At 66.8% G+C, this 15,191-nt stretch carries 14 protein-coding genes; 10 read left to right on the top strand and 4 right to left on the bottom strand.

Features of this window, described 5'->3' with window-relative positions; genetic code table 11:
- Positions 1-28 precede the first annotated feature (28 nt).
- Together ACVWYO_RS17230 and ACVWYO_RS17225 are read right to left on the bottom strand one after the other, a co-directional pair.
- Positions 29-946, bottom strand: coding sequence for a hypothetical protein (locus tag ACVWYO_RS17230; protein WP_457352855.1), 918 nt, complete (start codon positions 944-946; stop codon positions 29-31).
- 43 nt (positions 947-989) lie between these two features.
- Positions 990-2,195 carry an MFS transporter gene (locus tag ACVWYO_RS17225; protein ID WP_457352853.1) on the bottom strand — a complete coding sequence of 402 codons (1,206 nt, stop codon included), beginning with the start codon at positions 2,193-2,195 and terminating at the stop codon, positions 990-992.
- 103 nt (positions 2,196-2,298) lie between these two features.
- Here ACVWYO_RS17225 and ACVWYO_RS17220 point away from each other — a divergent pair, with 103 nt between their 5' ends.
- The 5 genes from ACVWYO_RS17220 to ACVWYO_RS17200 all read left to right on the top strand — a co-directional run bounded on the left by ACVWYO_RS17220 (position 2,299) and on the right by ACVWYO_RS17200 (position 8,065).
- Positions 2,299-3,207: a LysR family transcriptional regulator gene (locus tag ACVWYO_RS17220; RefSeq protein ID WP_457352851.1), complete on the top strand. Its 909-nt coding sequence runs from the start codon at positions 2,299-2,301 to the stop codon at positions 3,205-3,207.
- Between the two features lie 172 nt (positions 3,208-3,379).
- Positions 3,380-4,354, top strand: coding sequence for a serine O-acetyltransferase EpsC (gene epsC / locus ACVWYO_RS17215; protein WP_457352849.1), 975 nt, complete (start codon positions 3,380-3,382; stop codon positions 4,352-4,354).
- Complete coding sequence (locus ACVWYO_RS17210) at positions 4,351-5,127, top strand: gamma-glutamyl-gamma-aminobutyrate hydrolase family protein (protein WP_457352848.1); 777 nt, start codon at positions 4,351-4,353, stop codon at positions 5,125-5,127. The genes epsC and ACVWYO_RS17210 overlap by 4 nt, the downstream gene beginning before the upstream one ends.
- 28 nt (positions 5,128-5,155) lie before the next feature.
- Positions 5,156-5,386, top strand: a complete 231-nt coding sequence (locus ACVWYO_RS17205) for a hypothetical protein (RefSeq protein ID WP_457352846.1) — start codon at positions 5,156-5,158, stop codon at positions 5,384-5,386.
- Positions 5,387-5,587: 201 nt separating this feature from the next.
- On the top strand, positions 5,588-8,065 hold the full coding sequence (locus tag ACVWYO_RS17200) for a TonB-dependent receptor plug domain-containing protein (protein ID WP_457352844.1): 2,478 nt from the start codon (positions 5,588-5,590) through the stop codon (positions 8,063-8,065).
- A gap of 113 nt (positions 8,066-8,178) precedes the next feature.
- Here ACVWYO_RS17200 and ACVWYO_RS17195 read toward each other — a convergent pair whose 3' ends face one another.
- Positions 8,179-9,468: a tetratricopeptide repeat protein gene (locus tag ACVWYO_RS17195; RefSeq protein ID WP_457352842.1), complete on the bottom strand. Its 1,290-nt coding sequence runs from the start codon at positions 9,466-9,468 to the stop codon at positions 8,179-8,181.
- Between the two features lie 183 nt (positions 9,469-9,651).
- Here ACVWYO_RS17195 and yaaA point away from each other — a divergent pair, with 183 nt between their 5' ends.
- From yaaA to ACVWYO_RS17170, 5 genes are all read left to right on the top strand, one after another.
- A complete protein-coding gene (gene yaaA, locus ACVWYO_RS17190; protein WP_457352841.1) occupies positions 9,652-10,404 on the top strand; it encodes a peroxide stress protein YaaA in 753 nt (250 codons plus the stop codon).
- Positions 10,401-11,099 carry an SDR family NAD(P)-dependent oxidoreductase gene (locus ACVWYO_RS17185; protein ID WP_457352840.1) on the top strand — a complete coding sequence of 233 codons (699 nt, stop codon included), beginning with the start codon at positions 10,401-10,403 and terminating at the stop codon, positions 11,097-11,099. Before yaaA ends, ACVWYO_RS17185 begins: the two co-directional genes overlap by 4 nt.
- Positions 11,100-11,209: 110 nt before the next feature.
- Positions 11,210-11,527, top strand: a complete 318-nt coding sequence (locus ACVWYO_RS17180) for a hypothetical protein (RefSeq protein ID WP_457352838.1) — start codon at positions 11,210-11,212, stop codon at positions 11,525-11,527.
- 110 nt (positions 11,528-11,637) lie between these two features.
- A complete protein-coding gene (gyrA, locus tag ACVWYO_RS17175; protein ID WP_457352836.1) occupies positions 11,638-14,409 on the top strand; it encodes a DNA gyrase subunit A in 2,772 nt (923 codons plus the stop codon).
- Entirely contained in the window at positions 14,406-14,762 is a 357-nt protein-coding gene (locus ACVWYO_RS17170) for a DUF952 domain-containing protein (RefSeq protein ID WP_457352834.1), read from the top strand. Before gyrA ends, ACVWYO_RS17170 begins: the two co-directional genes overlap by 4 nt.
- 6 nt (positions 14,763-14,768) lie before the next feature.
- Here the strand turns inward: ACVWYO_RS17170 and ACVWYO_RS17165 are convergent, their stop codons facing one another.
- Positions 14,769-15,107, bottom strand: a complete 339-nt coding sequence (locus ACVWYO_RS17165) for a PilZ domain-containing protein (RefSeq protein WP_457352832.1) — start codon at positions 15,105-15,107, stop codon at positions 14,769-14,771.
- Positions 15,108-15,191 lie beyond the last annotated feature (84 nt).

Genomic DNA, 15,191 nt, shown 5'->3' with positions numbered 1-15,191 from the left:
GCCGGCACAGCGCCGGCCCCGTTTGCGTTCAGGCGAGCGAGCCGGTGCGGATCAGGTCGCAGACGTCGTCCGCGACTTGGTTGTTCGCGCCGAGCCACTCGATCAGCTGCGCCGCGCGACTGCCGCGCAGGCCCGCGATGGTCAGCGTCTTGTCGCGGACATAGGTATAGACCCCGCTCACCGCGAACGCCGAGGCATAGGCGATCTGCGCCTTCTGACCGTCGATCGTCGCGCGGAACGCTTCGGTTTCGAAGAACGCGCGCCGCGTCATCGGCGTCTCGAAGGCGATCTCGAGCACGGCGATCAGCGATCGTTCGGGGGGGACGCGATGGTCGACATTGGGCGCGGGCGGTGCCGGCTCGGCATGGTCATAGGCGTCCGGCAGGTGCAGCCGCAGCTTGAGCACCGCTGGTTCCGCCGCAAGCGCCTCTGCAAAGCCGGTCATGAAAGCACCGAACGCCTGCGCATCGGTCCCCGCCGTCCCGAAATGGACATGGATGCGATCCACCCCGTCATTGCCATTCGGGACCGGGTCGGGCGAACGATCGACCAAGGTGCGTGATCCGCCGGGCAGCGCATAGGCAACCGTCGCGGCGAACATGTTCTGCTCGTCGGCGAAAAGGATCGAACTTGCTTCGTTGAAAACACTCTGGTCTTCCGCCGAGGCGAATCCGATCTCCACCCCGCCGTCGAGTTCGTAATCGGGAAAGGCCGCAATCCCCTCGATCACGGGCCAGAGATGCGCGTCCTGTTCGCGGTCGAAATGGTTCTGGACGTACCAGGCCAGCCCGGGGATGCGAGAGCAGAGCGGGCAGTGGACGTCGCGCCAATAGGTCGCGAACACGTCGTGCGGCACACGCGGGCGGCGCAGCACGGTTGTGTAGCTGTTGATCGCGATGCTGGCATCGCGCGCGGCGTAATCGGTGGTGATCGAAACTTTGCTCATCGTGGACTCCTATGAGGGGCAAACGCGCGAGGACGCGATATGCCTAGGCGGCAGCGCCCGTCGATTTGAGCCGACCGACCAACGCCGCGACGATCGCGGCGAGGACGGCGATGGCGGCGGCGACATAGCCGACCGTGCCGAGCCCGAAATGCTGGATGACCGAGCCGCCGATGATCGCGCCAAGCCCGATCCCGGCATTCGCCATCGATACGTTGAGCGTGCCCGCAAGCGCCTGCGCATGGCTCGCCGACTGCATCACGCGCACCTGGCAGATCGGATAGAGCGCGGTATTAGCGATCCCCCACACCGCGATCGCCACCGCGAGCCAGACGTGCGTGCCCGCCACCAGCGTCGTCGCCGCCATGCCGAGCGCGAGCACCAGCGCAGTGACCGCGGTCACCATCAGCGGCCCACGCCCGACGAACTGCCCGCCGAGCCAGTTGCCGCCGAGCCCGACGATGCCGAAGCCCATCAGCCACCAGCCGACCTGCCCGACCGGGATCTTGGCGACCTGCTCGAGCGTGTCGGCGAGATAGGTGTACGCCGTGAACATCGCGGTGAAGACGATCACCGACAGCACGACGTTGCCGAGGAAATACGGATCCTTGAGGATCCGCGCCTGCTCGGCGAGCTTGACGCGCGCGGGGCGTGCGAGCGTCGGCATCACCACGAACAGCAGCACCGCCATCACCAGCGACAGCCCGGCCAGCCCCCAGAATGTCCCGCGCCAGCCGAAGGCGGTCGAGGCCAGCGTGCCGATCGGGATGCCGAGCACCATCGCACCCGAAATCCCCAGATAGACGTTGGCGACCGCCTTGCCGGCTTTTTCGGGACCGGCGAGCTCGCCCGCGGTCTCGCTCGCCGTACCCCAGAACACCGGCAACGCTAGCGCCGGCAAGAAGCGAGCGAGGCCCAGCACCCAGATATCAGGCGCCGCCGCTGCCAGCGCACTGGCGCCCGCGAAGATCACCAGGATCGTGACGAACAGCCGCTTGCGCTCGAAATGCGACAGCAGCGCCGTCAGGAACGGCCCCGCGAGCATCACCGTAAAGGCAAACAGCGTGACGAGCTGACCCGCGGTCGAGATTGAGATGCCGAGGTCCCGCGATAGGCTCGGCAACAGTCCGACGATGATGAACTCGGTCGTGACGATCACGAAGGCGGAAATCGCCAGCAACAGGACCGCGAGCCCGCGCCCCGCGGTTCCGGAGGCCGGCGGCGCGGCATGAAGGGGATGGACGGACGACATAGACGGGGCTCCTGTTCAGCCGCCTCTAACTCACGACGAAATTTCCGGTCTCACGGCATTTTTTCGGGTATGGTGCGACAGAAATTCCAGAATGGAGCAGCATGTGATCCCGTCCGAACGCCTCAAGGGCATCGAAGCCTTTGTCTGCGCGGCCGATGCCGGCAGTTTCACCGCCGCCGGCGCCCGCCTGAACCTGACAAACTCGGCGGTCAGCAAGAGCGTCGCGCGGCTCGAGGCGCGGCTCGGCAGCCGCCTGTTCGACCGCACGACGCGGCGGCTCGCGCTGACCGATGCCGGCGCCGCCTTCTATGAGACGTGCGCGCGCGTGCTCGGTGACCTCGCCGACGCCGAGGCGGTGCTCGCCGCGCAACGCTCCGAAATCGTCGGGCGGCTCAAGCTCGATGTGCCGGTGGCATTCGGACGGATGCAGGTGATGCCGGTCTTGCTTGCCTTTGCCGAGCAGCATCCCGGTGTGCGCCCGGTCGTCACTTTCACCGATCGCGTCGTCGACATCGTCGAGGAAGGCGTCGACGTCGCGATCCGGATCGGCGGGTCGGAGGCGTGGCCGGACACCCTCGGGCATCGCTATCTCGGGCGCGAACGCGTCATTTTCTGCGCGGCGCCCGAGTATCTCGCGCGGCGCGGCGCCCCCGATTCGGCCGAGGCGCTCGCCCGGCTCGACAGCATTCTCTATGGGCGCGCCGACGGCAGCACGATCGCGTGGCGCTTCGCCGATGGCGCGGGCGCCATCGAGCAGCGCACGATGGACGGGCGAATCGTGCTCGGCAGCGCCGAGGCGCAGGTCGGTGCAGTCAAGGCGGGCTTCGGCGTTGCGCAGCTGGCGACCTGGCTGATCAAGGACGAGCTCGCCAGCGGCCAGCTGGTCGAGATCCTGCCCGAACTGACGACGGTCGGGCTGCCGTTGCACCTCGTCTGGCCACGCAGCCGCCAGCTCAGTCCCAAGGTGGATGCGCTGCTCGAGGCGCTGACGGTCGGACTCACGATCGCGTGACGGGTGCAAGGCCCGATGGGTGATCGGCGGCGTCTGCGCCACGGGGCGAGACGCGGCGCGCGCTCGCACCAGCGCGGCGATGGCCGCCCGCCAAAGGTCTGCTTGCCGCGATCGAAGCAATTCTTTCATACCCCATCCAATTGATAGGATATGCTCGGTCGCGGAGGCAATGATGACGATCCGGTCCGCATTTTCATATTCGGTGCAAACCGAGGCGCCGTCGCCGGTCGCCGCGGCGGTCGCCGATCTGCGCGCCGCGCGTGACGCCTGGCGCGGGCGGCAGGACGAAGCGCGCGATACGGCGAGCTTCCCGTCGCGCGCCGCGCTCGAACAGGTCGTCGCTTTGTTGTCGGCAGCGCTTTATCCGCGCCGGCTCGGCCAGTTCCGCGGGACTGCCGAGGCGGAAGACGGCTTCGTCGTCGCCAAGCTGCTCGCCGCGCTGAGCACGCTCGAACGCGAGATCGGCGCCGAAATCGGCTATTGGCAGCACGAAGCCGGCGCGTTCGAGCCCGACCATGCCGCGACGATCACGCGGCTGTTCGCAGCGACGCTCGGTGACATCCGCCGCCGGGTCGACAGCGACGTCGAGGCCGCATTCCTTGGCGACCCCGCGGCGCGCAGCGTCGACGAGATCCTCGTCTGCTATCCTGGCGCGATCGCCATCCTCCACCACCGCATCGCGCATGAACTCCACAATCTCGGCGCGCCAATCGTCGCGCGCGTCCTGTCGGAGATCGCCAACGAGCGCACCGGGATCGACATCCATCCCGGCGCCACGATCGGCGAAAGCTTCTTCATCGATCACGGCACTGGCGTGGTGATCGGCGAGACCGCGATCGTCGGCGCGCGCGTGCGGCTCTACCAGCATGTCACGCTCGGCGCGCGCAGCCCGGTCGGGCTGACGCACGACGATGTGCGCCAGCGTCACGCCCGCCACCCGATCATCGGCGACGATGTCGTCATCTATGCCGGGACGACGATCCTCGGCCGCGTCACGATCGGCGCGCGCTCGACGATCGGCGGCAATGTCTGGCTGCTGTCCGACGTGGCCGAGGACCGCGTGCTCGTCCAGCCCGAGGCGGTGCGGCTCGATCATGCCGCGGGGCTCGACCTGCGTGATGTGCTCCAGCGGGCGGCGGCACAGTGACCGTGCCACGCCCCCAGAGCGGCCTCGCCCGCCCTGCCCCACGCCCCGTCATCGGGCTGTTATGCTGTAACGAGGCGCTTGGTCGGCCGGTTCAGACCGTCGCGACACGCTTCATCGCGCCGCTGTCGCGCTTTTCCGAGGCTGCGGTGATCCTCGTCCCCGCGGTGCGCGACGATGCGACGATCGCCACGCTGACGCCGCTGCTCGACGGGCTGTTGCTGACCGGCTCCCGCTCGAACGTGTCGCCCGAACGCTATGGCGGCGCGCCGCTCCCCCCCGATCAGTCGAGCGACCCCGACCGCGATGCGGTCGCGCTTGCGCTGGCCGAGGCGATGATCGAGGCGGGCAAGCCGGTGTTCGGCATCTGCCGCGGGCTGCAAGAGATCAACGTGCTGTTCGGCGGAACGCTGTCGAGCGCGGCATGCCGGGGAGAACATCATCGTGGCTCGTGGGATGGCTGTTACAAGGAGATGTTCGGGCATTGCCACGATGTCGAGCTCAGCGCCGGCGGTCTGCTCGCGAAATCGATCGGGCGGCGGCGGATGTCGGTCAATTCGGTCCACGAACAGGGCATCGATCGGCTCGGCGCCGGGCTGTGCGTCGAGGCAACCGCCGACGATGGCCTGATCGAGGCGGTGCGGGCCCGACCATGCGGCGGCGACGTGCTCGGGGTGCAATGGCATCCCGAATGGGACTTCGAGCGATCGCACGCGAGCCGCGCCTTCTTTTCCCTGATCGGTACGTCGCTGCGCAGTGCGGCGGCTGCGCGATGAACGCCTTCCCCCCCAAGAAAGGGTAATGATGCGCAAGACTCTCCTGCTGGTTCCCATGCTCGCCACAGCGCTTCTGGCGGTCTCCGCCTGCGCGAAGCAGGACGATGCCGCGAACACCGCGATCGTCACCGAAACCGACCTGAACGCCACCGCGCTCGACGCCAATAGCGGCACGGTCGAGGGCTTCGGCAACGATTCGCGCGCCAGCAACGGATCGGCACCGCTCGACGCCGCGGATACCACCGGCAACGCGCCCTGAAGATTCCACCCCGCCGTGGACAACCGACACGCAGGGTAAGCTCCCGCGCGCACCTTGGCCCGCCACTTCGGTGTCGGGCCACTTTTTTTAAACTGCGACGACGCATTTCTTTACGCCACACGCACACAAGATCTGCCAGAGGGCAGTCACAAAAGCGTCATAACGCTGTGCAGCTTTCGCACTGACCAAAGGGACTCGACCATGACCAACTTCCGGCCGCTTTTCGCCGTCGCCGCCTCCACGCTCGCCATCGCCACGGCGGCATCGGCGCACGCGCAGGCAGCACCGCCGCCCGCCCCCACCGACACGACACCCGCCGCAAGCGAGCCGACCGACATCGTCGTGACCGGCACGCGCACCAGCGGACGCACCCGGCTCGGCAGCGTCTCGCCGATCGACGTGCTCAGCGCGACCACGCTCCAGCGCCAGGGCACGACCGAGCTCGCGGCCTCGCTCGCCGCGGTCGTCCCGTCGATCGATTTCCCGCGCTCGGCCGCGGTCGATGGCACCGATTCGATCCGCCCCGCCACGCTGCGCGGCCTGTCGCCCGATCAGACGCTCGTGCTGATCAACGGCGTGCGCGCGCATACCTCGGCACTGCTCAACACCAACGGGTCGGTCGGGCGCGGCTCGGCAGCGGTCGATCTCAACACGATTCCCTCGGTCGCGCTCGACCGGATCGAGGTGCTGCGCGATGGCGCGGCGGCGCAATATGGCTCGGACGCGATCGCCGGCGTCGTCAACCTGCGGCTGCGCGAAGCCCGCACCGGTGGCGGCGCGACGGTCACCTATGGCCAGACGATCACCGACGTCACCACCGCGCGCGGCAATCGCAGCGAGCATGACGGCAAGACCGTGACGGCCTCGGGCTGGCAGGGCATCGGGCTCGGCTCGGACGGCTTCCTCACCGTCTCGGCCGAATATCTCAACCGCGGCGCGACCAGCCGCGGCGATTTCGATCCGCGCAAGACGCCGATCCGCGTGCGCTCGCGCTTCGGCGATCCCGCGGTCGAGCAATATACCGGCTTCGTCAACGCCGCGAAGCCGCTCGGCAGCAGCGGCTGGACGCTCTACGGCTTCGGCGGATACCAGCATCGCGACAGCACGAGCGCGGCCACGCCGCGCATCAATGGCGGCACCGACAACAATGCCAGCGCCGCCGCGCTCGCCAGCCTCTATCCCGACGGCTTCACCCCGCTGATCGCAGTCGAATCGAACGATCTCACCGCAACCGGCGGCATCCGCGGGGAACTGTCGGGCTGGAAGGTCGATTTCAACGTGTCGTACGGGCGCAACCAGCTCAATTTCGAGACGCGCAACTCGGGCAACGCGACCTACGGCGCCGCGTCGAAGACGAGTTTCTACGACGGCAAGCTGACCTACGATCAGCTCGTCGGCGGGATCGACGTGTCGCGCGAGCAGCCGCTCGGCCAGGGCACGATCAACATCGCCTGGGGCCTCGAATATCGGCGCGAGGGCTTCCGCATCGGCGCAGGTGAGCCGGCGTCGTACAACCGCGCACCCGGCTCGAGCTCGACGCTCGGCGGCGGCGCGCAGGGCTTTCCCGGCTTCCAGCCGTCGAACGTCATCAGCAAGCATCGCGACAATGTCTCGGGCTATCTCGATCTCGAGGCCAAACCGATCGAGCAGCTGACAATCGGCGCGGCGGTGCGCGGCGAGAGCTATTCGGACTTTGGCGAGACCGCGACCGGAAAGCTCAGCGCGCGCTATGATTTCGCACCGTGGATCGCGCTGCGTGGCGCGGCCTCGACCGGCTTCCGCGCGCCGTCGCTGCAGCAGCAATTCTTCACCTCGACCTCGTCGGTGCTCAACACCGGCGGCGCGATCGTCGAGACGGGCCTGTTCCCCTCGACCAGCCCGGTTGGCCTCGCGCTTGGCGGCAAACAGCTTCAGGCGGAGAAGTCGCGCAACCTGTCGGCGGGTGTCGTGCTGCGCGGCGGTGGGTTCGATCTGTCGGTCGATGCCTATCAGATCAAGCTGCGCGACCAGATCGCGCTGTCGGAAAATCTCAGCGGTACCGTCGTCGCAGCGCTGCTCGCGCCGTACAACGTCTCGGCCGGGCGCTTCCTGCTCAACGGCATCCGTTCGACCACCAAGGGCATCGATATCGTCGCGCATTATCGTAAGGCGACGTCGTCCGCAGGCACGTTCGACCTGACCGCCGCCACCAACTTCAACGACATCAAGGTGACCAGCTTCCCGGGCAACACGACGATCACCGCGCTCGTGAACGGCGTCTCGACCAGCTCGACCCAGGCGCTGTTCACGCGCCAGCGGATCGTCTCGATCGAACAGGGCACCCCGCGCGAGAAGGTCGTCGGCACGATCGACTGGTCGCTGGCGAAACTCGGGCTGACCGCACGTGCGTCTTACTATGGCGACGTCACACAACCGAGCAGCGGCAACGGCCTCGCGGCGAACGACATCCATACCGGCCGCCACACGATCTTCGATCTCGAGGCGCGCTATCAGGTGATCCGCAACCTCAACTTCGCGGTCGGCGCGAACAATCTGTTCGACACCTATCCGGACTATGTGAAGGTGACGTCGTCGGTCGGAACGGCGCTCAACAGCACCGGGCTGGTCGGCTTCCCGTATTATTCGCCGTTCGGCTTCAACGGCCGCTATGTCTACGGGCGCATCGGCCTGACCTGGTAACCCGCTGGCCGGGGAGCGGCGATCCGCTCCCCGGTTGGGCCGGGCGCCACTCACGGCGCAAACAAAAAGGGCGGCCCGCGGGCCGCCCTTTTCACTTCACGTCTTGGACGTCCTCATGCAGCCGTAGGCGGCGCATCGACGAACACCGTCCACAGCCGGGCGATCGCCTTGTTGGGCTCGGCCGCGACCTTGGCGAGCGTCGTCTTGGCGCCAGCGCGATCCCCCGACAGCGCGAGCGCCATGCCGAGGTGGAGGTTGTTGCGGTCGGCGTCAGGCGCGCCCTTGGTCTCGCACAGACGATACATCTCGATCGCCTTGGCGTAGTTGCGCGTGCCGAAATAGGCATCGCCCGCCTGCTGCGCGAGATCGCCCTTCGGCGCACCCATCGCGTTCTTTTCCTTGATGGCGAGCGAGGAGCTGCCCGCGATCCCGGTCTTGGCACGCGTCTGCAGCTCGGTTGCAGTCACGTTGCCCTTGGGGATCACGCCCGATGCGAGACCTTCGTCTATCACGGTCTTGGCTTCGTTCGGAAGCCCGATCGTCAGCGCGGCATCGGCATAGTCGATATATTCGCGCTGGCCGGCCTGGCTCTTGGTCGCCCACAGCAGGCGGAACAGATCGATCCGGTTCTTGCTGTACTTGACCGCCGCCGGGCCCTGGAAGCCGAAGGTGTAGATCGCGCCGCGCCAGTTCGGGGCGGTGCCGTATTCGGTCAGCCACGCCGCGGTCCAAGCGTCGGCCTGATCGGTCAGGCCTGCCTTGGTCAGGCGCGTGAAAGCGTATTTGTACCAGGCTTCGGGGGCCTTTTTACCCGCGGCCTTCTCGGCCTTGACCGCGGCTTCGAGATCGTTGGCGCCGCCGGCGACGTCGCCGGCCTCAACCTTCGAGCGGGCAATGTTGAGCTGCAGATCTTCATTGGTGAAGCCAAGGTCGCGCGCCTTGGTGTAATATTCGACGGCGCGCTTATAATCCTTGGTCGCATAGGCGAAGCCGGCGCGCTCTTCGTACCGGATGCCGAGTTCGGTCTTCGGCGTCGCCGGATTGGCGATGATCGCGTCGAGCGGCGGGGTCAGCGCGGCGACGCGCTGCGTCTCGGGTTGGCCGGCGGTCTGCGCGTTGACGAGCGAGAGGCGCAGGCCCGAGGCGAGATACTTTTCGTAATCGCTCTTAGCGGCGGCATCGAGCGCGTCGAGCGCAGCCGCGGCCTTGACCAGATCCTTCGGCGTGGCGCCGAGCGCGGTCTGCGCGTCGACGGCGGCGGCGCGGGCTTCCTTCGACAGGCTTGGCGCAGCTGCCTCGGCAGCCTTTTCCTTCTTGGCGGCGAAGGCGGGGGCGACGAGCGCTGCACCGTTCATGCCGACGACGAGCGTGGCGGCCAAAGCGATTTTCGAGACCATCTTCATTGTCGAACTCTCCTATTGTCGCGCGGCCCCGCGCGGCGGATTGCTGCCGCCGCTCTAACGCCACGCATCATACCGTCAAGCGACGGCAATAGCGTCACCGCGACTGAACCCCGCTTGAACCCGATATATCCCTAATGCGAGACTCTTTGACGCATTCGTAGCGGGAGCCTAACGGCGGTCGCGATGATCGCCTTGCTCTCTCCCGCCAAGACGCTCGATTACGAGAGTCCGCTTCCCGCCCTGACGCCGACGACGCCGCGCTTTGCGGCAGAGGCCGAAACGCTCGCCAAAGCGGCGGCGAACCTCTCTCAGAAGCGGCTGTCCGAGCTGATGCATATCTCGCCCAAGCTTGCAAAGCTCAACGCCGACCGCTTCGCCGGTTTCGCCGATGCGCCCGAGCGTCCGGCGCTGTTCGCTTTTGCCGGTGACGTCTACACGGGGCTCGAGGCGCAGACGCTCGACGAGCCGGCGATCGCGTTCGCTCAGGATCATGTGCGGATGCTGTCGGGGCTGTACGGCCTGCTCCGCCCGCTCGACGCGATGAAGCCGTATCGTCTCGAGATGGGCACGCGCTGGGCGCCACGCCGGCGTAGCCTCTACGAATGGTGGGGCGACCGCATCGCCGCTGCAGTCCGCGAGGAAGTCGCCGATGAGGGATCGGGCGTCGTGCTCAACCTCGCCAGCCAGGAATATTTCGGCGCGGTGCTCGGCAAGCTCGACGGGGTGCGCGTGATCGACGTCGATTTCCGCGAGCCCGGCCCTGATGGCCCGCGCTTCGTCAGCTTCCACGCCAAGAAGGCGCGCGGGCTGGTCGCGCGCTGGCTGTGCGAGCATCGCATCACCAAGATCGACGACATGAAGGGCTTCGACACCGATGGCTATCGCTTCGACGCGGGCGAGAGCACGCCGGATCGCTGGCGGTTCGCGCGGTCATGAGCGGCGCGGCGGTCATCATCGGCGCGTCGGGCGGGATCGGCGCGGCATTCGAGGCGGCGCTGATCGAGGAAGGCGCCTATGACGTCGTCCACGGTTTCGCGCGGTCACGCATCGGCGCGCAGCATCTCGACCTGACCGACGAGGCGAGCATCGCCGCCGCGGCAGCGTACGTCGCCAAGGGCCCTGCCCCAACGCTGGTGATCGTCGCGACCGGCATCCTGCATGCCGATGCACACGGCCCCGAAAAGGCGTTGCGCGAGCTTGACCCAGCCTGGCTGGCGCGCGTCCATGCGATCAACGCGATCGGCCCGGCGCTCGTCGCCAAGCATTTCCTGCCGATCACGCCCAAGACCGGGCGGAACGTCTTTGCCGCTTTGTCGGCCCGCGTCGGCAGCATTTCGGACAACAAGATGGGCGGCTGGCACGGCTATCGCGCATCGAAGGCCGCGCTCAACATGTTCGTGCGCACCATCGCGATCGAGGAAAAGCGCCGCAACGACCGCGCGATCGTCGTCGCGTTGCATCCCGGTACGGTTGATACCGCGCTGTCCAAGCCATTCCAGGGCAATGTCCAGCCCGGTCGGCTGTTCGATACCGAGCGCGCCGCGTTGCAACTGCTCGACGTGATCGAGGAATTGAAGGCCCCCGATACCGGCAAACTGTTCGATTTCGAAGGCAAGGAAGTGCCCTTCTGAGCGCAACAGCATGACGAACTTGTCACCCTCAAGGGATTGATATGGTCGCGGATCGGCCGCATCCTTCTTCCATCGCGCAGCAAGCTCGAAGGTTTTTTGAGGGGACCGTCATGATCAGACACGCATTCACCGCCATCGTCCTGCTGTCGGGCACCGCCGCACTCGCGCAGACGCCCGTCGCGACCAAGACGACCACCAAGACCACTGTCGCCAAGCCAGCCGCTGCGCCGACGACCAAGACGATGGTGACGACCACCAAGACCACCCCGCCCGCCACGACGGTCAAGGCCACCACCGTCGCCCGCTCGCGCACCACCAAGACGACCACCACCGGCGGCCGCATGGTCCAGGCCAAGCTCGCCAACGGCAAGACCGTCACCTACAATTGCTCGCTTCCTGGCAACGCGACCAAGACCGCCTGCAAGTAACGCTCTTCCCCGCCCCTGCGCCCGCTCCGGGACATGCGCGGGGGTGGCATTCGTCGCCGCGCTGGGCTAGGGTTGTCGCAATCCCGTAACACAGCCGAAGGCACCGAAAATTGACCGACGAGACCGTGCTCGCCGACCCTTCCGATATTGCGCCGATCTCGATCGTCGACGAAATGAAGTCGAGCTATCTCGACTATGCGATGAGCGTGATCGTCGCGCGCGCGCTGCCCGACGTTCGTGACGGCCTGAAGCCCGTCCACCGCCGCATCCTGTGGTCGGCGAGCGAAAGCGGCTTCGTCTACAACCGCCCGTATCGCAAATGCGCGCGCATCGTCGGTGATGCGATGGGTAAATATCACCCGCACGGCGACAGCTCGATCTACGACGCCTTGGTCCGCATGGCGCAGGACTGGTCGATGCGCGTCACGCTGATCGACGGCCAGGGCAATTTCGGCTCGATGGATCCCGACAAGGCCGCGGCGATGCGCTACACCGAGGCGCGTCTCGCCAAGGTGACGAATTCGCTGCTCGAGGATATCGACAAGGACACCGTCGATTTCACGCCGAACTATGACGGCTCGGAGCGCGAACCTTCGGTGCTCCCGGCGCGCTTCCCCAATTTGCTCGTCAATGGCGCGGGCGGCATCGCGGTCGGCATGGCGACCAACATCCCGCCGCACAATCTCGGCGAAGTGATCGACGCGACGCTCGCGATGCTCGACGCCAAGACCGGCGCGCGCGAGCCGCTCACCACCGAGGAACTGCTCGAGATCGTCCCCGGTCCCGATTTCCCGACCGGCGCGATCATCCTCGGCCGTTCGGGCGCGCGCTCGGCCTATGAGACCGGCCGCGGCTCGGTAATTATCCGCTCGCGCTACGTCGTCGAGGAAGGCCGCGGCGACCGTCGTTCGATCGTGCTGACCGAGATCCCGTACCAGACCGGCAAGAACGGCCTGGTCGAGAAGATCGCCGAAGCCGCCAAGGACAAGCGCATCGAAGGCGTCAGCGATATCCGCGACGAATCGAGCCGCATGGGCGTGCGCATCGTCATCGACCTCAAGCGCGATGCGACCCCCGACGTCGTGCTCAACCAGTTGTGGCGGCACACCCCGGCGCAGTCGAGCTTCCCGGCCAACATGCTCGCGATCCGCGGCGGCCGGCCCGAATTGCTCAACCTGCGCGACATCCTCGAAGCGTTCGTCGGCTTCCGCGAGGAAGTCATCACGCGCCGCTCGAAGTTCGAGCTCGCCAAGGCGCGCGAGCGCGCGCATCTGTTGCTCGGCCTCGTCATCGCGGTCAGCAACCTCGACGAGGTCGTCAAGATCATCCGCGGTTCGTCGAGCCCGGCCGCGGCGCGCGAAGCCTTGTTGTCGCGCGACTGGCCGATCGCCGACATCGCGCCCTACATCCGGCTGGTCGAAGCGGTCGATACCGAGGTCACCGGCGCGACCTATCGCCTGTCCGAGCTGCAGGTCCGCGCGATCCTCGACCTGCGACTGCATCGTCTGACCGCGCTCGGCCGTGACGAGATCGGCAACGAGCTTCAGGGCCTTGCCGATTCGATCGCCGAACTGCTCGATATCCTCGCCAACCGCGCCAAGCTGTACGCCGTGATGCGCGAAGAGCTGGTCGCGGTCCGCGCCGAATTCGCCACGCCGCGCAAGACCGAGATCGCCGCTGCCGCCGACGGCATCGACGACGAGGATCTGATCGAGCGCGAGGACATGGTCGTCACCGTGACGATGCAGGGCTATATCAAGCGCACCACGCTCGACACGTTCCGGGCGCAGGCGCGCGGCGGCAAGGGCCGCGCCGGCATGGCGACCAAGGACGAGGACGCGATCACCAACCTGTTCGTGACGTCGACCCACACGCCGGTGCTGTTCTTCTCGACGCTCGGCAAGGTCTACCGCATGAAGGTCTGGAAGCTGCCCGAGGGTGGTGCCGCGACACGCGGCCGGCCGATGATCAATCTGCTCCCGCTGGCCGAGGGCGAGGTCATCTCGACCGTGCTCGCGCTGCCGGAGGACGAGGCCGAGTGGGCCAAGCTCCACGTGATGTTCGCGACCGCGAACGGCAGCGTGCGCCGCAACTCGATGGACGCCTTCGCCAACATCCCGACCGCGGGCAAGATCGCGATGAAGTTCGAAGGCATCGACGAAGACGATCGCCTGATCGGCGTGGCGCTGCTCAGCGAGGAAGACGACGTCCTGCTCGCGACGCGCGCGGGCAAGGCGATCCGCTTTGCCGCACACGAAGTGCGCGAATTCCAGAGCCGCAACTCGACCGGCGTACGCGGCATGGCGCTCAAGGGCGAAGACAAGGTGATCTCGCTGTCGATCCTCCACCGCGTCGGCGCAACGCCCGACGAGCGCGAGGATTATCTCCGTTTCGCCCCGTGGAAGGGCGAGCGCGACGGCGAGCCGACGATGGAGGTCGCGCGCTATCAGGAGTTGATGGAGCGCGAGCAGTTCGTGCTGACGGTCTGCGAAAACGGCTATGGCAAGCTGTCCTCGGCCTATGACTATCGCCGCACCGGCCGCGGTGGCCAGGGCATCACCAATATCGACAACATCCCGCGCAATGGACCTGTCGTCGCGAGCTTCGCTGCGACCAAGGGCCACCAGTTGATGCTCGTTACCGATCAGGCGAAGGTGATCCGCACCACGCTCGGCTCGATGCGCGTGATCGGCCGCAACTCGGCGGGCGTGAAGCTGTTCGATGTCGGCAAGAACGAGCATATCGTCTCGGCCGCGCGGATCGAAGAGTCCGAGGGCGATGCCGAGGCCGACGTCCGCGACTTGACCGCGGTCGAGATCGCGCCCGACGACACCGCCGATACCAGCGACGATCTCGCCGCTGGCCCGGAGAATGGCGAATGAGCGACCTGCCGCTGACCGCGTACAAGGTGCTGACCGCCGAGCAGATGGCGACGCTGGAGACGGAGGAAGCCTTCGCCGGCGCGCCGGTCGATGTGGCCGACGGCTATATCCACCTCTCGACCGCCGAGCAGCTGACCGAGACGGTCGACAAGCATTTCGCCGGGCAGAGCGACCTGCATGTCGCCGCGGTCGATCTCGGGTCGTTCGGCGCAGGGCTGAAATGGGAAGAGTCCCGCGGCGGGCAGCTGTTCCCACATCTGTACGGCGGTCCGCTGCTGCTCGAGACGGTGATTGCCTACGGCCCGCTCGAGCGCGATGCCGACGGTACGGTCAAACTCCCGGTCGCCGGCTGAGCAGACTCAGCCGCGCATCGCGACGGCTTTTGTGAACGTGTTGCGATTGGGCAAATAGGGATTGTTCTGGACGACCGCGAGCGGTGCGATCGGCTTGTGGAAGTTGATGCCGCACGACGTCCCGTCGCTCCACACCACCGTCCCGACCACCTCGAGCTCCTCCGCCAGCAGCACGATCTCCTCGCCGCGCTTGGGCAGGTCGACGCCGCGTACACAGGCGCCGACGCAAGAGATATCCGCAATCTCGACCGGATGCGGTCGGCGGTCGACGATCACCGTGCCGGCGAACCGGGTCGAATAGCGTTGTTCGCGTCGAACCGTCTGCAGTTCCTTGCTAGTACCCACGCCCACAATCCTAAGTGTCCGACGATCGGCACTGTGTAAATAACAGTTCCGGGTTAGGATCGTTCCTCATATTGTTCGCTAACA

The sequence above is a fragment of the Sphingomonas sp. UYP23 genome (genome assembly GCF_054059235.1).
Note: the sequence above shows the minus strand (reverse complement) of the source record. Positions and strands in the feature narration are given on the sequence as shown.